Origin of the sequence: Mesorhizobium sp. SEMIA396 (assembly GCF_024518615.1) — a bacterium.
In the GTDB taxonomy this organism is placed as follows: Bacteria; Pseudomonadota; Alphaproteobacteria; order Rhizobiales; family Rhizobiaceae; genus Mesorhizobium.
In genome coordinates this window covers 268,869-287,952 of record NZ_JANIFC010000008.1, presented here as the reverse complement: position 1 = coordinate 287,952, position 19,084 = coordinate 268,869, and the positions used below count along the sequence as shown (strand labels likewise).

Genomic DNA, 19,084 nt, shown 5'->3' with positions numbered 1-19,084 from the left:
ATGACCTACAATTTGATGCGGGCGTTTGCCGACAGCTGGGGCCTGGTTGCGATGGCGCTGTTCTTCGTGGGGTGCATCGCCTTTGCCCTACGCCCCGGCAGCCGAAGGCTGGCCGACGAAGCGGCCCGCATTCCGCTCGAGGACGAGTGATCATGAGCGACGAGCATATCGATGAAATCTCTGGCGTCTCGACCACCGGCCACGAATGGGATGGTATCCGGGAGCTGAACAACCCGCTTCCCAGATGGTGGGTCATCACTTTTTACGTCACCATTGTCTGGGCGATAGGCTACACCATTGCCTATCCAGCATGGCCTCTGTTGCACTCGGCGACAACGGGTGTGCTCGGCTATTCCAGCCGCAACGAGGTCAGGAACGAGCTGACCGCGGCTGAGGCCGCCAAGGGCAAATATATCTCGGCGGTGGAGTCCAAGAGCGTCTCGGAAATCGCCGCGGACGACGGCCTGCGCGAATTCGCAATCGCCGCCGGTGGCGCCGCTTTCAAGGTCAATTGCGTACAATGTCACGGCTCCGGCGCCCAGGGTTCCAAGGGCTTTCCCAATCTCAACGACGACGACTGGCTATGGGGCGGCAAGGCCGAGCAGATCCAGCAGACGATTACGCACGGCATCCGCTTTGCGACTGATGCGGAAACGCGGCTGTCGGAAATGCCGGCCTTCGGCGACATCATTACCGCCGACCAGATCGCACAAGTCAGCGCCTACGTGGCCAGCCTTTCCGGCAAGGTCCGCGATGCAAGTCTGATCCAACCCGGCGCCAAGGTCTTTGCCGAGAATTGCGTGGCCTGTCACGGCGACAATGCAAAAGGCAACAGGGAATTCGGCGCCCCCGACCTGACCGATGCGATCTGGCTCTATGGATCCGGTGAGACAGCCATCGCCGCACAGGTCCGTGCGCCAAAACAGGGCGTCATGCCGGCCTGGGTTGGCCGTCTCGGCGAGATCAAGGTCAAGGAACTTGCAGTTTATGTCCATTCGCTTGGCGGCGGAGAATAGGAATGGAAGCCCTATTCTTCGGTCCCCCCTGCCAAGCGGACGAGGCCTGGCGTGAGCCGGGCCTCGACACCATCCCTAATGCGATCTGCACAACCCGGCAAGGCTATCCTACGGCGAGGCTTTACGACAGGTGCCCCTGACATCGGCTGGGAAAGTGGAGTTGCACATGCGTGACAAGACGCAGTTGACAGGGCTCGAAACAGAAACTGTCAATTCCGCCAAAACCCGCAAGCCGCTTTATGCCGCGCGTCAAAAGATCTTTCCGAAGCGCGCCTCGGGCAACTTTCGTCGCTTCAAATGGCTGGTGATGACGATCACACTTGGCATCTATTACCTGGCTGCGTGGCTGCCTTGGGCTCGCGGTCCATTTGCCCCGGACCAGGCAGTCCTGCTCGATCTCGCGAACCGGCGCTTCTACTTCTTCTTCATCGAGATATGGCCCCAGGAATTCTTCTATGTGGCCGGCCTCCTGGTCATGGCGGGCGTCGGTCTTTTCCTGATCACCTCGACTGTCGGCCGTGCCTGGTGCGGCTATGCATGCCCTCAGACGGTGTGGGTCGATCTGTTCCTCGTCGTCGAACGTGCGATCGAGGGGGACCGTAACGCCCGCATGAAGCTCGATGCAGGTCCCTGGACCGCGCGCAAGCTCATGCTGCGCGTGTTCAAGCACACCATCTGGCTCGTCATAGGCGCGGCGACTGGCGGCGCCTGGATCTTCTATTTTGCCGATGCGCCGACGCTGGTCGGCGAACTCTTCACCGGCACCGCGGCGCCCGTCGCCTACATCACCGTCGCCGTCCTGACGGCGACCACCTACACGTTCGGCGGGCTGATGCGAGAACAGGTCTGCACCTATATGTGCCCATGGCCGCGCATCCAGGCGGCCATGCTCGACGAAAGTTCGCTCACCGTCACCTACAATGACTGGCGCGGCGAACCGCGTTCTCGCCATGCGAAGAAGGTGCAAGCTGCAGGGCAGTCCGTCGGCGACTGCGTCGACTGCAATGCCTGCGTCGCGGTCTGCCCGATGGGGATCGACATTCGCGATGGCCAGCAGCTCGAATGCATCACCTGCGCGCTCTGCATCGACGCCTGTGACGGCGTCATGGACAAGCTCGGCAAGGAGCGCGGGCTGATCTCCTACGCGACGCTCTCCGACTACAACACCAATATGATGCTGGCAACCGCGGGCGGCTCCAGTTCAGTCAACCCGTCGCTGGTCAGGACCGCTGATGGCCTGTTCTCCGACAAGGTAGCGCATTTCCACATCCGCAAGATCTTTCGGCCGCGCACCTACGTCTACATGGGCTTGTGGTCGCTGATCGGCCTCGGCCTGCTCTATTCCCTGCTGACGCGCGACCGGCTCGAACTAAACGTGTTGCATGATCGCAATCCTCAGTTCGTCACGCTGTCCGACGGCTCCATCCGCAATGGCTATACCGTCAAGCTGCTCAACATGATCCCGGAGCCGCGGACGCTCGTCGTCACGATCCAAGGCCTGGATGGAGCTGACATGAGCGTGGTCGGCGAAGATATCCCGGCAGGCCGCTCATTCGCCATTCCGGTCGAACCCGACCGCCTGAAAATGCTGAAAGTCTTCGTGCGCCAGCCCGCGGGCCAGATCCGCGCGCCGGCGCAGACTTTCAAGTTCCGCGTCGAGGACAGAGCCAGCTTCGAATCGAACGAGTACACCGCCACCTTCAACGCGCCGGAGGCCCCCAGATGACTGCCAATGTACAAAAGCCTCGTGAATTTACCGGCAGGCACATGCTGGCCATCATCCTCGCCTTTTTCGGCGTGATCATCGCGGTCAATTTGACCATGGCGACGCTCGCCAGCACAAGCTGGACTGGCCTCGTCGTCGAAAACACCTATGTGGCGAGCCAGCAATTCAACAAGAAGGCCACGGAAGGACGGGCACAGGCAGCCCTTGGCTGGACCGGCAAGCTGACCATCGCATGGGGTGAAGTCCGCTACAGCCTCACCGATGCCGCTGGCAAGCCGGTTCCCCTGCACGGCGTCAAGGTGCTGTTTCGCCATCCCGCGTACGAGAAGGAGGACAAGTCGGTCACCCTCGCACCCGCCTCGGGCCAGGAATTCGCAGCCCAGCACATGCCGAAGGACGGCGTCTGGATTGTCGAAGTCGACGCCGACGCCGGTCTGGATAAACCGTATCGCGACGTCCGCAGGATCATGATTTCCCATGGAGCGCTGCAATGAGTTGTTGTGCACCGGGCGCCGAAATGGCGCTTGATCTGGGCAGCACCACGTCGGTCCTGCCGTCTAGTCAGGAGATCAGGCTGGCGAGCCGATCGCTTGGCGATGATCTCCGCCAAACCGATCTTTCGGTGCCGAGCGTTCATTGCGCAGCTTGTATCCAGACGATCGAGACGGCGTTGGGAACGCTCGATCGCGTCGAGAGCGCCCGCGTCAACCTGTCGACGAAACGGGTCTCGGTCCGCTGGCGTGGCGACGAGGTTCCACCGTTCGTCGCCGCGCTTGGACGGCTCGGCTACCAGGCGCATCTCTTCGCCCCCGAGATTGATGAAAAGGACAGGACGCTTTCGGAGTTGATCCGCGCCGTCGCGGTTGCCGGGTTCGCGGCGGGCAATATCATGCTGCTTTCGGTCTCTGTCTGGTCCGGTGCCGAAGGCGCTACCCGCGACCTGTTCCACTGGGTCTCTGCGCTTATCGCCATCCCTGCACTCGCCTTCGCCGGCGGCATCTTCTTCCGCTCGGCCTGGAATGCGTTGCGCCACGGCCGCATGAACATGGACGTGCCGATCGCGGTCGGGGTGTCGCTTGCCTACGCCATGAGCCTCTATGAGACGATCAACCATGGCGACCATGCTTATTTCGATGCATCGGTGTCGCTGCTGTTCTTCCTGTTGATCGGCCGCACGTTGGATCACGTGATGCGCGAACGTGCCCGGATCGCCGTGAAAGGCCTGTCCCAGTTGGCCGCACGTGGCGCCATGGTGCTGCGCGGCGACGGCGCACGCGACTATCTGCCGGTTGGCGAGATCGAACCAGGGATGCAGCTGCTGATTGCTGCCGGCGAAAGGATACCCGTCGACGGCAAAATCATTCAAGGGGCATCGGATCTGGACTGTTCGCTTGTCTCGGGCGAGAGCACGCCTCGAAGCGTTGCAGCAGGCGAAGCCGTGCAGGCTGGTGTCCTCAACCTAACCGGCCCGCTGACGATTGAGGCGACAGCCGCCGCGAAAGATTCGTTTCTGGCGGAAATGGTTCGGCTCATGGAAGCCGCAGAGGGCGGCCGCGCGCATTATCGCCGGATCGCCGATCGCGTTTCAGCGCTCTATGCCCCGGTGGTTCATCTCACAGCCTTCGCGACGTTCCTTGGCTGGATGGCGGTGACCGGCGACTGGCATAGGGCGATAACCATCGCCATTGCCGTTCTGATCATCACCTGCCCGTGCGCGCTCGGCCTCGCCGTACCGATCGTTCAGGTGGTCGCCGCGCGGCGTCTGTTCGAGAACGGCATCATGGTCAAGGACGGTTCGGCCATGGAGCGCCTGGCGACGATTGATAACGCAGTGTTCGACAAGACCGGAACGCTCACGCTCGGACAACCCCGGCTCCTCAATGCATCGTCGATCGATCCGGCCATGCTGGCAATCGCGGCAGACATGGCCGCGCACTCGCGTCACCCGTTTTCAAAGGCCATAACCGGCTTTGCCGCTCCTGGCGGGCAACACAAATTCGATGCCGTCACAGAGCATCCGGGGTTCGGGATCGAAGCCACTGTCGCCGGAAGCATCTGGCGGCTGGGTCGACGCGGATGGGCTGGATGGAAGGCCCGGACCGGTGGTGAAGGCAACCATGGCTATGGCGGAACGGTGCTGACAAAAGACGGGTTCATTGTCGCGACCTTCGATTTCGAGGATGCGCTGCGCGCCGACGCGGCGGCGGCGATCAAGCGATTGAACGATACTGGGGTGTCGATGCAAATGCTGTCGGGCGATACCGCAGGTGCCTGCGGCGAAGTTGCAAGAATGCTGGGTGTCGACGACTTCGTTCCGTGCCTGCTGCCGTCGGGCAAGGTCGAGCGCATCGAGACCCTGGCGAAAGACGGACACAAGGTTCTGATGGTTGGCGACGGCCTCAACGACACGCCGGCGCTGAGCGCGGCGCATGTCTCGATCGCTCCGGCCACCGCCGCCGACATTGGCCGCAATGCCGCCGACTTCGTATTCCTGCGCGAAAGCCTTCTGGCAGTGCCTCTCGCGCTGGACGTCTCGCGCAAGGCGGGACACCTGATCCGCCAGAACATCGCGATTGCGATCGTCTACAATGCCGTCGCCGTGCCGATCGCCATCCTGGGCCACGCCACGCCTTTGTTAGCGGCGATTGCCATGTCTGCCTCATCGGTGCTTGTTATTGGAAACGCATTGCGCTTGCACGGCTTCGGGGCGAATGCGACGCTGCAAGTTATTCAAAAAGTCGGACGCTCCGCAGTCAGCTATTCGGCATAATCCTCGTGACGACGTTGCTCTATCTCATACCAGTGGCCCTTTTTCTGGGTGCACTGGGTGTGTCCGGCTTCGTCTGGGCATTGCGAAGCGGTCAATACGAAGATCTCGACGGAGCCGCCGAGCGGATACTAATTGATCGGGACGACAAACCGGAACGCTGATTTCAATCCGCTGTGCATAAGATGCGCGGATCGCGCTCGTCAGTCGAGCCGGCTCGGTCGGGAACAAGCTGTCCATGCTCCATGCTCCATGCTCCATGACCATCTTGACCTAAGCTGCACACTACATTTGTGAAAAGCCTCTGTCGTGCGAAGGACTGCCTACCATTGCACCCAGTATGAGGCGGCTGATGCCACGAGAGTACCTCGCGTGGCCGGACGAGAGCTTGGCAATGTGCGCACGGGTTCCAAAGTGGAACGTCACGGTCGATCACCTGACCGTGAACCGCCAGTGCCGATTGGTCATGTCTGGCTGATCCAGATCAGGGTCATACTCATCGGTGTGGTCTATTGACCAGTCTTCGACGGAGAAATGCATGACTTACGGAAAGATTGGTCGTCATTATCAGCACCTTCACGGTTCTGGGTTTTCTGTCGTGTGGTCGGCCATGCCTTGTGCTTACGGCGCAGCCATTAGCTGACCGGCGTCGTGTGTATCTCGCTTGCTGGCTGACCATCCGCGTGGCTGCGCGGACAGGGGGGCCGATCAACAGCTTTCGCCTTTGATGGGTTGTGTGCGTCGTTGCCGATCCATCCCGATTCCCGGCCCGCGCCTTGAGGCTATGCGACGGTACCGGAACCCAGCGCACGTCACGCGGTTCCGCGCGCGTGGTGTCCGCTCGTCACGACGATGAACGAACAAGCGGCTGGAGTACCATGAACACCGTACACATCATCGACTGCCACAATGCAAATGACTACTTCGCCGACAGGCAAGAGGGACCGATCGTGCAGCACTTGTTAAAGGCTGTCAACATCCGCGCGGAGCTCCACATGGCGTTGAACCGAACGAAATTTGGTGAGGCTGTAGTACGAGCGATGGAGGCGGAGTGCGACGTGCTTCACATCGCCGGGCACGGCAATGGTGACGGGATCGCTTCGTCCAGTGGGCGAAGTGGCCTTCTTTGGGCTGACTTCGTAAAAATGTTCCAGGGCTCGCATCCAGCGCCGAAGATCCTCGTGATGTCAACGTGCTGCGGAGCATCATCGGGGTTGGGACGTGCGTTTTCGAGATCGATCAACCGTCCGAAGTTGATCATTGGTTCGAGTGACGCGCGCTATTTCGACGACTATGTCGCCGCGTGGGCTTTGCTCTATCGGCGACTGAATTGCAAGGACATCGACATCGAAGCCATGCAGCAGGTTCTTGATGAGATATGCGCGGTCGTGGATAAAAGTTTCCGCTACCTTGGCTGGGATGACGAGAGAGAGCGCTACGTTCGATACCCTCACCCTCGCAAGAGAGCCCGCTTCGACGTCGTGGAGCGTGAGTAGTATGCGCAAGGGTTCCAGGTGGAATGTGGCGATCGATGCGGCGCGGCCGTCGCTGACCAGCGTCGCGAGTGTCTCGCTTGCTGGCGGCGATCTGCGCGGCTGCGCGGCGAAAGGGCGGGATCGGTTAGCCGCATCCACCTCTGAGCGCTTTGAGTGCTTCGTTGCCGATCGATGCGAATCTCCCGGCCCAGCGCCTTTAGGCAATGCGGCGGGCACGGAGCTCATGTCACTCGGCTCAGTTTCACCGTTACACGAGGATAGGCGACCGGATGGCGGCACGCTGATGGGCTCTGACGATAATTTTGACATCGTTGTCGTTGGAGCCGGCCCGGTCGGCCTTTCGTTCGCTGCGTCGCTTGCCCAAAGCGAACTCAAGGTGGCAGTTGTTGAACAGAACACATTCGATAGTCTGGCGAATCCGGCTTTCGATGGTCGCGAAATCGCGCTGACCAACGCTTCGATCAGAACCCTTCGCGAGCTCGGCGCCTGGGATGTCATTCCGGCTTCGGACAAATCAGCACTTCAAGGCGCGCGCGTGCTCAACGGCTCGAGCGCATTCGCTCTTCGTTTCGATCCTCCCAGCAACTCTGGAGAACCGCTGGGGGTTTTGGTTCCAAATTGCCGGATCCGCGAGGCGCTGTTCAAAATCGTCCGCTTGCAGGATCGCGCCCGGCTGTTGTGCGGCCACTCGGTCGTCGATGCAACAAACAGCCAAGAAGGAGCAGTCGTAACGCTCTCTAATGGCGCGCGTTTAACTGCTCGGCTGGTTGTTGCCGCGGATTCGCGTTTGTCCGCCACGCGTGATCTGCTAGGCATCGGCGCCGATATCAACCGGCTTGGCCACTCGATGCTGATTTGCCGAGTGAGGCACGAGCGCGCCCACCACCAGATCGCCATCGAATGGTTCGATCACCATCAGACGATAGCGATATTGCCCCTAGCGGAGGGCATGTCGTCGCTGCTGCTCACATTGCGCTCAAACGAGGCCTATAGACTGCTTGCCTTCGATGATGATTTGTTCCTGTCGGAGTTGACGAAACGGTGTCGAGGGCGCCTTGGAAAAATGACCTTGGCAAGCAAGCGCCACACCTATCCGCTGGTCACGACCTGGGCGCACAAATTCCGGGCGCCGAGCGCCGCACTCATCGGCGACGCTGCCATCGGCATGCACCCGGTGACCGCTCACGGGTTCAACATCGGTCTCAGCAGCCAGAAGCAACTCGCCCGTGGAATCATGACTGCGTGCCGCGACGGCCGCAATGTTGGCGACCCCGACATGCTGCATATATACGAAAGGCGGCTGCGCCTGTCGGCGGCGCCGCTCTACCATGCAACGAACATATTGGTTGGACTCTACTCCAGAGACCACCTGGCGGCACGGCTTGCAAGGCATCTGGGGCTTCGCTTTGCCCAACATGTTCCCCTTGTCCGGCATGGGATTTCGGCGGAGCTCCAGCGGTGATACTGCACCAGCAGTCGCATTTTTGCGCGTGCTGGGCGAGCGATGGGAGAGAGTGCATGATGCACCGGAGTAATCCTGCTCCCCGACGCTGATCTCCGATTGAAGAATTAACCCGTCCTTCAGGGGGGCTGCATAGGCTGCGGACAAGCAGGAGTAAGCAAGCTGACCCGTCCAGCCTTGGAAAAAGAAGATCCGCTGGAGGCGAGAATCCTTCAGGACCAGCTCGCTGATCTGAGGGCAGGCCTTTTCGTCTCAATGCCGATAAGCATTGTGCTGTCCGGGCTGATTTTGACCGTGCAGGCCCTTTCCGGGAACGGTCTTGCTGGCGCGGCCTGGTTTTCGGTCGTTAATGCGATAAATGCCGCCCGCCTTGCACTCGCCCGTCATCAGCTGAAGGAACCCGGAGTCCAGGATGATCTGACACGGGTTTGGCTGCGGCTTCGCTGGTTTGGCAGGCTTGCTCTTCTGGCGGGATTCACCTGGTCATTCCTTGCCGTCCTAACGGCTGGATACACGACGTCTCAAGCATCGCTGCATCTAATAATTCTGGCGGGCATTTCAGCTGGCGCGGTCACGTACGGCAGCTCATATGCTGCGGCAGCGATATGCTTCATCACACCGCCACTCCTCATTGCCGCCGCATGTTTGCTGACGAAGGGAGCCCCGGAAAACTACATTCTGGCTTTTGCCGTCCTGCTTTTCGAGGGCGGCCTGGTTCGATCCTCGTTCGTTGGACAAGCGCGCTTCCGTGACGCGAGCCGCCTGAGACATCAAGCCGAGCGGCTTGCCGCGGAAATGGAGCGCAATTCCAGGGAGGACCATCTTACCGCGCTCCTCAACAGGCGGGGCCTCGAACATGCAATCGATCAGTTTGAGAACACCGATGGACCCTTTGTGGCCATGCTGATTGATCTGGACGGGTTCAAATCTGTCAACGATACCTACGGTCACAGAACGGGTGACGAGCTGCTTGCCAGGATCGCCCGCCGAATAGAGGAAGAAGCACCGGAGGGCTCAACGCTCGCCCGCATCGGTGGGGATGAATTCGTGCTGGTTTTTTCTTCGCGAAAGAATTCTCCTTCTCCCACCAATCTCGCGTCCAATCTCATAGCCAAGCTTGCTCGCCCCTATCCTGGGATCGCATCAGTCCGCATTGGAGCGTCTATAGGAATCTACTTGGCTGAAAACCCCGGACTAACGGAAATGTTGTTGCGGGCCGACATCGCCCTTTACACAGCTAAGCGCCGCGGCAGGAATGAATTTTGTCTGTTCGATGCCGAGCTAGCCCGGGAGTTGCAACGCCGCCAGTCAATCGAACGCGATCTTCATTCGGCGATAACGATGAGAAGCTTGGTCGCTTGGTTTCAGCCAATCGTAAGACTCGAAACTGAAGCCGTCGTCAGTTTTGAAGCCTTGCTAAGATGGTCTCACCCGCTTCACGGTCCCATTTCTCCGCCCGAGATCATGACAGCGGCACGCGAAACTGGAATGCTTCAGCTGCTAACTCAAACGGTATTCGCCGACTGTTGCGCTCTTATCGAGGGCTTGGTCAAAGCTGACCGTCGTGATGTTCGTGTGGCGATGAATGTTTCACCGTGCGAGTTGGAAGCTGGCGATATTGACGAGATGATTCTTAATGGTCTGGCGGCAAAAGACCTCCCTGCAACGATGTTCGACATCGAGATTACCGAAGAAGCCCCAGTGGATCCGGACAGAGTGGATGAAAAGCTCGCCCGGCTTTCACATGCTGGCATTTCTATCGCGCTCGATGACTTCGGCACCGGTTTTTCGACGTTGGCATCGCTCAAGGACAGTCGGATCAGGAAGGTGAAAATAGATCAGGGCTTCGTTCGCGGCTTAGCCAAGTCCCGGGAGAATCGGCTGCTTGTCAAAGCGGTGATTGATCTTGGTAGGACGCTCGGGATCGAGGTCATGGCCGAGGGCGTTGAAACAGAGGCAGATCGGCAAACTCTGTACCAGCTTGGCTGCAGAACCGCGCAGGGCTTCCTGTTCTCTAAGGCAGTGCCTCTCCATTTGGCACTTGATTCGGTAGTAAAAGAGCACGCGAAGGAGTTGTGACCGGCCTCTCCGTCCGTGCTGCTCGCGGAACTTTCATGTGGGGTGGACCTGACGCGCGAAAGCCGTTTCGGACGGTAGAGTTATTACGGGGCGAAACTGAGCACGTGGTTTGGATAGCAGCAATCCGGTCCACCGGCGCACATGCAGCGGCTTCATACAAGCGTTCAAGTTGCGAGATGAGCTTGAGTGAACGACGTCGGAGAATTGCGTCCTTTGGACGCTGGTTTCGCGGTTCCCGTAGGATTCGATTACGGGAAGCGTTCTTGGCTGCTTCTCGGCTCAGCGCTCATCGGGATGAACAACGTACCCGCGGTCAAGGTCTTCGCGACCTCAACCCAGTCACCATCCCGCAACAGCAGCGGTCGGGTCCTGATCAAGCGCTCAGCCTCAGCACAGGTGCTGGAGCAACGGTAGAGCGCGGAAAACGTGTATCGGAATGCGCTGGCTCACCATAGGAAGCTGCCACGGCATGTCGAATGTCCCCAGGGGGCGGACCGTTCCCTTGCATTTGTCTCGATGACGGGCTCTCAAAGCTAAAGCCAAGAGAGCTTTATAAAAATCGCACCCGATCGGCTGCGCAACGACGACCAGCTGAGGCCCGATCGGGTGCTAAGGTCGTGCCAAAAAAGGCGCGTCACTGTCGCATTTCTAGCCGGCTTGCGATCGGACGTCATCTCTTGGCGATCGCTGCCCCTTCTCTCAAATGCGTTTAGCGGCGCCGATGGCGAATAGCGCAAGCTTTTCCACCCGTTTCTACTCCACTACCGAGACTCGTCACCAACCTCCTTTTATTCGCTTCCATATGGCCCATCCTGTCTCCAATCGAGGAGGAGCGCGAACATGGGCCAAGCCGTAGAACGTCTCAGTCTCGGGAATTCTTCTGCTCGCCAAACTGCCGTTGTCGCCGGCACCATATTTGGCAGGGTGACAGTGCACGACAAGATATCAGGCGTTCTTGTCTGGGCTGAACTATGCTTGCAAGCCATAACCCAAAAATCGCCGATCCCTTTGAATTCGAGCCGGATGAATGGGTGTTTCAAAATTTTTGGCGGTTTTAGGCAGAACCCTCCGATGGCCCGCGTACCGGTCAAGCTTCGTGAGCACTTTAGGTTCGTCGATCAGGCATAGGTTTCTTTCCCATGCCACATGCTGGCCGTTTGCCTAGTTCGGAAGCCCTCGAGAGGCGTTGCTCGTCTTGGTATGGCGTCGCCCCTTTTTCCGATCCATCGGCCACGGAGCTAGAATGGTGTCTAGCTGTTGCCGCCTACTTGGTCATCCGGCATGGAGATGCCTATATACCGACCTTCGAAAGGCTGGAATACGAGGTCGAACAAATGCGGCGGAAGCTCGGAAATCGCGAGCGAGCGCAGCGCGTGCTGGCCACGCTCAACCTAAATGGCTCGGACAGCTGGAGCCGTGAGGTTGGTTCTCAAGGCCTGGATGGCGCCGCAATCACATTCGCCCGGGCGGGGTAAAAGCGATTTTTTGGAGCCACTCGCGCTTTTGCGCTAACGAAGGTCCCGCGCCGTATTTGGGCCGGATCCATTTGTGGCCCATCAGAGAAGCAATTACCTTCTCCGGCGCCTCAACTGCCGTCAGCCGGTCCTCGAAAGTGTGTCGCAGGCTATAAAGACTATGCTCGGAAGTCGGCAGAAGTTCCTTGCTGGCGAGCACCTTGTTGACGAGCGCTGAAAGTGACGCGGCCTTGTCGCGATAACGAGGAAAGCCGTCCGGATGGAGCTTGATGGCTGCAAGTGCGCCGCCAACCAAGGGAATGTCACGGGCTGAATGACCGGTCTTCAAGCGACGGCCATTGGGGCGCACCCGCACATGCGGGATTTCTCGATCGAGGTGGATTGTTTCGGTGGTGAGGTTTGCCGCTTCAGAAAGCCTGAGTCCGGTATCGGCAATCACATAGATTAGATGGCGGGCTTCGTCATTGAGTCCGTCGAGCGCGCCTTCAGCGAGTATCTTCTCCTGAATGAACTCCGCTGTGAACGCAGCGCGTTGCCCGGGGACGGCGCCGGAAAGACGCAGGTTTCGAAAAACCGGCTCCAGCTTGAGCTGGTGAGTCAGATCGACGACGCGCAGCATTTTCGAAACATGGCCGATGTCCTTGTTGGCCGTACCGATATCAAGTCCATCCTCAACGATCCGCTTTTGCCACCACTCGCGGAACGCGATTGCGTCGTCCCGAGTGAGGCTTGCGATCTCCTTGTCGCCAATGACTCCAACCAGATTGGCAACTGCGCGCTTTTTGGGGTTACGCCATTTCTTGATTTGGTTGGGCGACATGGCCAGCAAGTTCTGTTGCTCGATCGTCTCGAATTCCTTGATAAGACCGCTCAGGCGGACCGCTGGCCGCTTCTCCCCACCCATGACGGCCGAGACGTCCTGCGCGTCCTCGATCGATTTTTTGTCGAGGAGCAGCTTGATACGGGCCATGAGTTCGTCGAGCGGCCCCGCTGCTAGTTCCTCGTTAGTGCGATAGGCCAATCCAAATGACCGCGCGCGCTTCCTCGCGGCTTCGAAACGCAGCCCCGCCTCGGCGGATTGGCCTTCCCGCAGTCTACGCCAATACGCCTCCAGCCCCGCGCCGAGGCTTTGCACTGCATCTCGCGCCCGTACACCGCGGGGATCGTCAGCCACGGCGACGCCCGTGGAAATGCGTACTAGGCAGCGGCGATCAAACGCCGCGAATTCCTTCGGCACCCTGCGGACGAGATACCAGATGCCTTCACGTTTATGCGGCTTTGGCGCTGCGGAACGTCGCATTATCTTTCTCTAATGTTACACAGTTTGTTACACAGTCTAAGATATGTTTCGCTTCGTGCTGGTCAAGTGCAACAAGGAAGCTTTTGAAAGGAAAGGATTTTTATGGAAGCTATATGGCGGAGAGGGAGGGATTCGAACCCCCGATGGGCTTGCACCCATGCCGCATTTCGAGTGCGGTGCATTCGACCACTCTGCCACCTCTCCGCGGTCATGGTCGGCCGTTGCCGGCGCGGCGCACTAGATAACGGCTGAACGGGCAGGTTACAAGGCCAATCCGTCAGTTATTTGGCTTGCTTGGCAAGCGGCGGATTCACGGGCTGGTGGGTACAGCGAGGCCCGAGGCAGATTGCCGACCAGTCACCCATCCTCAGCCCAGGCGGGGGCAACGCCGTGGGCATGTCGGCACAGCCGGTCCGTGCCCGCCAATGACGGTCTCGAAACGGCGCGGCTGGTTTGCCTTGACTCGCCCCCAACCTTCGGTTAGGGACAGCGCGCAATCGGCGTGGAGGGTTCTTCCGCGCCGCTTGTTTTTTGAACCCGCAGACTGACAAAAAGACGGCTGAACTGCCTCAGGCGGTTCATCAAGGCCGACCGAACAGCGAAAGGCAAAAAATGTTCGCAGTCATTAAAACGGGTGGCAAGCAGTATCGCGTTGCCGCCAACGATCTCCTGAAGATCGAAAAAGTCGAAGCCAATGTCGGCGATATGGTCGAGATCGGCCACGTCCTTGCACATGGCGAAGGCGAGAATGTCACGTTCGGCGCGCCGTTCGTCGATGGCGCGGTGGTCACCGCCGAAGTCGTCGAGCAGGGCAAGAACCGCACCGTCATCGCCTTCAAGAAGCGCCGCCGGCAGAATTCGCGCCGCAAGATCGGCCATCGTCAGCTTTTGACCACCGTGCGGATCTCCGAGATCCTGCTGGGTGGCGCCAAGCCGACGAAGACGGCATCGGTCAAGGCGCCGAAGAAGGTGAAGGCCGAGGCCGCCACCGAGGTGCAGGCGGAAGCCGCGCCGAAGAAGGAGCCCAAGGCCAAGGCAGCCGAGACCGCGGCAGTGCCGCTGTTCAAGGCGCCGAAGGGTGAGCCGGACGATCTGACCGTGATCAAGGGCATCGGCCCGGTCGCAGCCAAGGATCTCAACGAGCAGGGCATCATCACCTTCGCGCAGCTCGCCAAGCTGACCGACAAGGATGTCGCCAAGATCGACGAGCACATGTCCTTCAGCGCCGACCAGATCAAGGACTGGCGCGAGCAGGCCAAGGAATTGGCTGCGAAGTAATTTTCTGGCGACCTGGTCGCCGGATCGGACTTGAAACGGAACGCGAACGCGTTCATAAGGCCTTTTAGGCGCCTTGCGGCGCAACGGAGTTAGTTAGATGGCACACAAGAAAGCTGGCGGCTCGTCGCGCAACGGTCGCGACTCGCATTCCAAGCGTCTGGGCGTGAAGAAGTTCGGCGGCGAAGCCGTCATCCCGGGCAACATCATCATTCGTCAACGCGGCACCACGTGGCATCCCGGCGTCAATGTCGGCATGGGCACGGACCATACGCTTTTTGCGCTCGAGACCGGCGCCGTGACGTTCAACAAAAAAGCCAACGGCCGAACCTACGTATCGGTCAACCCGATTGCCAAAGCCGCGGAGTAGCCGGTTCCGCACTAGAACACCGGCGCCCATCTCGGGACCGGTGTCTGGCAAAGCCAGGAAAAGGATCAGGGGAGATGGGTTTCCATCTCCCCTTTTTCTTGTGCCTGGAGGACTTTCAAATGGTTGCCGAAGCGGAAGACTCAGAAGACGAAAGTTACGCGATAGATTGTCCGGTGCTGGTCACCGAGCGACTGGTGATGCGGGCGCCTCACGAAGGCGATATCGCGCAACTGGTCGAACTTGCCGACAACCGCCATGTCGCCGAAATGCTGGCCCGCATGCCGCACCCCTATGGCGAGGCCGAGGCGCGCTCTTTCCTGGCCATGACCAAGTCGCGCCGGGCCGGTATCGCTTATGCCCTGACGCTGGCCGGCACCGACACTTTCGTCGGCTGCGCCGGTCTCAACACCACCGATCGCGGGCTGGAGCTCGGTTACTGGATCGGCGAGCCGCACTGGAAGAAGGGCTATGCGACCGAGGCGGCGCACGCGCTGGTCGACCTCGCCTTCCAGAGGACGTCGATCCAGGTTCTGCATGCCTCGACACGGGTCATCAATCCGGCCTCGCGCCGCGTCATCCACAAATGCGGGTTCCAATATGCCGGCCAGGGCATGCTGAACTCGATTGTCGCCGGCCAGGTTCCCGTCGAGCGCTACCGGCTCGATCGCAAGACCTGGACGAGCTTGCGGAACTGGGTCCACTTTTGATGTGTGCCGATATTCAGGTGAGGCCGGCCTGCGAATGGCGGTTTCCTGCGCTTCCGGTGCTCGCGTACGAAAAGTACACTCCGCTCCGGTTCTCGGAAGCCACTATTCTCGGCTCGGCCTGACCTGAATCTCGACACACATCGGGTACGGCGCGAAACCAATGGGAGGCAAACTTGGATCAGCCCAGTTCGACCCAGACCGGCAGGTGGTCCGAGCCGACGGCCTTTCGGTCGACCCACAGGCGCTGCAGGGACCTGGCGAGCGACGCGCTGGTGAAGATGTAGTCGATGCGCTTGTGGCGGCTGGGATCGGTGGGTTGCCTGGGATCGACCCAGCTGATGAGATCGTCGCCGGTGGCGTTCAGGCGCAAGGCGGCATCAACGGCGAAGTCGGCGGTCAGCGGCATGCCGAATTCATGATCCGGCCGGCCGGCGAGTTCGATATATTCGGGTGAGCCGGCCAACATGTTGAAATCGCCCATACCGACAAAGGCTTCGGGATGCGGCAATTCCGGCAGGCCGATCTCGGCGACGCCGGACAGCGCGCCGCCTTCGAGCGCGTAGTTCAGCATGCGTTGGCGCAGGAACTGGATCTGGCTGGCGCGTTCGACGGGGCTGCGGTGATCGAGATGGATGGAATAGAAGCGGATGAAACCAAGCGGCGTCTCGATCAGCGCTTCCAGCGCGCCACGCTGGAAGTTCATCATCTCAAAGCTGCGGCTGCGCGGCAAAAGCAGGTTGCGCGACAGATGAATAGGCGTTTTCGACAGCACCATGTTGCCGAGCTGGAAGGTTTTCGTGATGGCGCGGCCATTGTCGATGTGCGAACCGATATTGGCCTCGAAATTGCTGCCATAGACGGCGAAGTAGTCGGGCAGCGCCTCGCCGATCTCGGCGACCATGTCGCGGCCGCCGTTCCTGGGATTGTTGCGGGTCACCTCCTGCAGAGCGATCACATCGGCGCCGCGTACAGCATCAGCGATGCGTCCGACATCGTACTGCCCGTCGAGGCCGATGCCGTACTGGATATTGTAGGTTACAAGCTTCATTCCGGCATCTCTCCGGCCGATCCCGCGCGGCCATTGTCACAAAACGGCCTCGCCCTTCGCCGCGCCTTGGTTTAGAGCAAGGGCCAAGGTTTAGAGCAATGCCGCAAGGCCACTAGTAGAAACTGTACAATCCCATGAAATTTCTCGATCAAGCCAAGGTCTACATCCGCTCCGGTGACGGTGGCGCTGGTTCGGTGTCGTTCCGGCGCGAAAAGTTCATCGAGTTCGGCGGGCCGGACGGCGGTGATGGCGGCCGTGGCGGCGATGTCTGGCTGGAGGCCGTCGACGGGTTGAACACGCTGATAGACTACCGCTACCAGCAGCATTTCAAGGCCAAGACCGGCGTCCACGGCATGGGCCGCAACATGACCGGCGCCAAGGGCGCCGATGTCACGCTGAAAGTGCCGGCGGGAACGCAGGTGTTCGAAGAAGACAACGAGACGCTGATCTGCGACCTGACCGTGGTCGGCCAGCGCTTTCTGCTCGCCAAGGGCGGCAATGGTGGCTTCGGCAACCAGCATTTCAAGACCTCGACCAACCAGGCGCCGCGCCGCGCCAACCCCGGCCTGCCGGGGCAGGAGCTCAACATCTGGCTGCGGCTGAAGCTGATCGCCGATGCCGGACTGGTCGGGCTGCCGAATGCCGGCAAGTCGACATTCCTGGCCGCCGTCACCGCGGCCAAGCCGAAGATCGCCGACTATCCGTTCACGACGCTGCATCCCGGCCTCGGCGTTGCCCGCATCGACGCGCGCGAATTCGTCATCGCCGATATTCCGGGCCTCATCGAAGGCGCGCATGAGGGTGTCGGCATCGGGGACCGCTTCCTTGGCCATGTCGAGCGCACGCGTGTGCTGTTGCATCTGGTTTCGGCGCAGGAGGAAAATCCGGGCAAAGCCTACAAGACCGTCCGCGCGGAGCTTGAGGCCTATGGCAACGGCCTGACCGACAAGGTCGAGATCGTGGCACTGTCCCAGGTCGACACGCTCGACGCCGATGCGCGCAAGAAGAAAGTCGCCTCGCTGAAGCGCGCCGCCGGCCGCGCGCCGATGCTGTTGTCGGCCGTCACCGGCGAGGGTGTCGAGGCGGTGCTGCGGGCGCTGATGTCGGTGGTGGCCGAGGCGCGTGCGCAGATCGCTGCGCCAGTCGAGACGCGCTGGGAAAAGTAGGACGATGCAGTCGCTGGGAAAATATCGGCGCATCACCGTCAAGATCGGCTCGGCGCTGCTCGTCGACCGCGCGACAGGCCTGAAGCGCGACTGGCTGGCCTCGCTCGCCGACGACATTGCGGCGCTGGCCAAGGGCGGCGCTGAAATCCTTGTCGTCTCGTCCGGCGCCATCGCGCTTGGCCGCACGATCCTTGGTCTCGGCAAGCGCGCCTTGAAGCTCGAAGAGAGCCAGGCCGCGGCAGCCGTCGGGCAGATCGCATTGGCCGGCGCGTGGTCGGATGCGCTCGGCAAGGGCAGCCTGAAATCGGGCCAGGTCCTGCTGACGCTCGGCGACACCGAGGAGCGCCGCCGCTATCTCAATGCGCGGGCAACGATCTCGACGCTGCTCAAGATGAAGGCGGTGCCGGTCATCAACGAAAACGACACGGTGGCGACGTCCGAAATCCGCTATGGCGACAATGACCGGCTGGCGGCTCGCGTCGCCACCATGATGGGCGCCGACCTCCTGGTACTGCTCTCCGACATCGATGGCCTCTATACGGCGCCGCCGGCGCGTGACCCCCAGGCCAAATTCATTCCAGTGGTCGACCGCATCACGCCCGATATCGAGGCGATGGCGGGTGCGGCCGCTTCCGAGCTGTCGCGCGGCGGCATGCGCACGAAGCTCGATGCCGGCAAGATCGCCACCGCCGCCGGCACCGCGATGATCATCACGTCGGGCACGCGGTTGTCGCCGCTGATGGCGATCGAACGCGGCGAGCGCGCTACTTTCTTTCGGCCGAGCAGCAACCCGGTCAAGGGCTACAAGACCTGGATCGCCGGCCAGCTCGAACCGGCCGGCCGGCTTACGGTCGATGCCGGCGCCATCGGTGCGCTGCTGTCGGGCAAGTCGTTGCTGCCGGCCGGCGTCAAGCTGGTCAGCGGCAATTTCTCGCGCGGCGACACGGTGGCGATCCTGTCGCCCGAGGGCCGCGAGATCGCGCGCGGGCTGGTTGCCTACGATGCGGCCGATGCCGTAAGGATCGCGGGCCTGAAGACGACCGAGATCGAAACCGTGCTCGGCTACGAGGCGCGTTCGGCGATGATCCACCGCGACGACCTTGTGGTGAGCCATTCGGGTGACCAAGTACGGGCCGGCGACCAAACAGGGGCCGGTGACCAAGTCACGGTCGGTGGCGATGTAAGCGGAGGATGAGC

General features: G+C 60.6%; 16 protein-coding genes and 1 tRNA gene. 14 read left to right on the top strand and 3 right to left on the bottom strand.

Features of this window, described 5'->3' with window-relative positions:
- From NP503_RS20775 to NP503_RS20735, 9 genes are all read left to right on the top strand, one after another.
- A complete protein-coding gene (locus NP503_RS20775; protein WP_024502864.1) occupies nucleotides 1–150 on the top strand; it encodes a cbb3-type cytochrome c oxidase subunit 3 in 150 nt (49 codons plus the stop codon).
- 2 nt (nucleotides 151–152) lie between these two features.
- Entirely contained in the window at nucleotides 153–1,016 is an 864-nt protein-coding gene (ccoP, locus tag NP503_RS20770) for a cytochrome-c oxidase, cbb3-type subunit III (protein WP_024502865.1), read from the top strand.
- Nucleotides 1,017–1,182: 166 nt separating this feature from the next.
- Nucleotides 1,183–2,742: a cytochrome c oxidase accessory protein CcoG gene (gene ccoG / locus NP503_RS20765; RefSeq protein WP_024502866.1), complete on the top strand. Its 1,560-nt coding sequence runs from the start codon at nucleotides 1,183–1,185 to the stop codon at nucleotides 2,740–2,742.
- Complete coding sequence (locus NP503_RS20760) at nucleotides 2,739–3,236, top strand: FixH family protein (protein ID WP_024502867.1); 498 nt, start codon at nucleotides 2,739–2,741, stop codon at nucleotides 3,234–3,236. Before ccoG ends, NP503_RS20760 begins: the two co-directional genes overlap by 4 nt.
- A complete protein-coding gene (locus tag NP503_RS20755; RefSeq protein ID WP_024502868.1) occupies nucleotides 3,233–5,512 on the top strand; it encodes a cation-translocating P-type ATPase in 2,280 nt (759 codons plus the stop codon). Before NP503_RS20760 ends, NP503_RS20755 begins: the two co-directional genes overlap by 4 nt.
- 5 nt (nucleotides 5,513–5,517) lie before the next feature.
- On the top strand, nucleotides 5,518–5,673 hold the full coding sequence (gene ccoS, locus NP503_RS20750) for a cbb3-type cytochrome oxidase assembly protein CcoS (protein WP_081714250.1): 156 nt from the start codon (nucleotides 5,518–5,520) through the stop codon (nucleotides 5,671–5,673).
- 714 nt (nucleotides 5,674–6,387) lie between these two features.
- Nucleotides 6,388–7,005, top strand: coding sequence for a hypothetical protein (locus tag NP503_RS20745; RefSeq protein WP_024502869.1), 618 nt, complete (start codon nucleotides 6,388–6,390; stop codon nucleotides 7,003–7,005).
- Nucleotides 7,006–7,288: 283 nt separating this feature from the next.
- A complete protein-coding gene (ubiM, locus tag NP503_RS20740; protein WP_032899078.1) occupies nucleotides 7,289–8,467 on the top strand; it encodes a 5-demethoxyubiquinol-8 5-hydroxylase UbiM in 1,179 nt (392 codons plus the stop codon).
- A 177-nt stretch (nucleotides 8,468–8,644) separates the two neighbouring features.
- Nucleotides 8,645–10,546 (top strand): bifunctional diguanylate cyclase/phosphodiesterase, encoded by a 1,902-nt coding sequence (locus NP503_RS20735; RefSeq protein WP_024502871.1) that lies wholly within the window; start codon nucleotides 8,645–8,647, stop codon nucleotides 10,544–10,546.
- 1,452 nt (nucleotides 10,547–11,998) lie between these two features.
- On the opposite strand, the gene NP503_RS20730 is transcribed toward NP503_RS20735, so the two are convergent.
- On the bottom strand, nucleotides 11,999–13,321 hold the full coding sequence (locus tag NP503_RS20730; RefSeq protein ID WP_024502873.1) for a tyrosine-type recombinase/integrase: 1,323 nt from the start codon (nucleotides 13,319–13,321) through the stop codon (nucleotides 11,999–12,001).
- A 114-nt stretch (nucleotides 13,322–13,435) separates the two neighbouring features.
- Nucleotides 13,436–13,525, bottom strand: a tRNA-Ser gene (locus NP503_RS20725).
- A 408-nt stretch (nucleotides 13,526–13,933) separates the two neighbouring features.
- On the opposite strand from NP503_RS20725, the gene NP503_RS20720 reads away from it, so the two are divergent.
- The 3 genes from NP503_RS20720 (at nucleotide 13,934) to NP503_RS20710 (ending at nucleotide 15,673) form a co-directional block, all read left to right on the top strand.
- Entirely contained in the window at nucleotides 13,934–14,599 is a 666-nt protein-coding gene (locus tag NP503_RS20720) for a 50S ribosomal protein L21 (RefSeq protein WP_127266820.1), read from the top strand.
- Between the two features lie 97 nt (nucleotides 14,600–14,696).
- Nucleotides 14,697–14,966, top strand: coding sequence for a 50S ribosomal protein L27 (gene rpmA, locus NP503_RS20715; RefSeq protein WP_013529063.1), 270 nt, complete (start codon nucleotides 14,697–14,699; stop codon nucleotides 14,964–14,966).
- 119 nt (nucleotides 14,967–15,085) lie between these two features.
- Nucleotides 15,086–15,673 carry a GNAT family N-acetyltransferase gene (locus tag NP503_RS20710; protein ID WP_063173273.1) on the top strand — a complete coding sequence of 196 codons (588 nt, stop codon included), beginning with the start codon at nucleotides 15,086–15,088 and terminating at the stop codon, nucleotides 15,671–15,673.
- 178 nt (nucleotides 15,674–15,851) lie between these two features.
- Here NP503_RS20710 and NP503_RS20705 read toward each other — a convergent pair whose 3' ends face one another.
- Entirely contained in the window at nucleotides 15,852–16,721 is an 870-nt protein-coding gene (locus NP503_RS20705) for an endonuclease/exonuclease/phosphatase family protein (protein ID WP_127266819.1), read from the bottom strand.
- 134 nt (nucleotides 16,722–16,855) lie between these two features.
- Here NP503_RS20705 and obgE point away from each other — a divergent pair, with 134 nt between their 5' ends.
- Together obgE and proB are read left to right on the top strand one after the other, a co-directional pair.
- Nucleotides 16,856–17,887, top strand: coding sequence for a GTPase ObgE (gene obgE, locus NP503_RS20700; RefSeq protein ID WP_127266818.1), 1,032 nt, complete (start codon nucleotides 16,856–16,858; stop codon nucleotides 17,885–17,887).
- Between the two features lie 4 nt (nucleotides 17,888–17,891).
- On the top strand, nucleotides 17,892–19,082 hold the full coding sequence (proB, locus tag NP503_RS20695) for a glutamate 5-kinase (RefSeq protein ID WP_127266817.1): 1,191 nt from the start codon (nucleotides 17,892–17,894) through the stop codon (nucleotides 19,080–19,082).
- The last annotated feature ends 2 nt before the right edge of the window (nucleotides 19,083–19,084 follow it).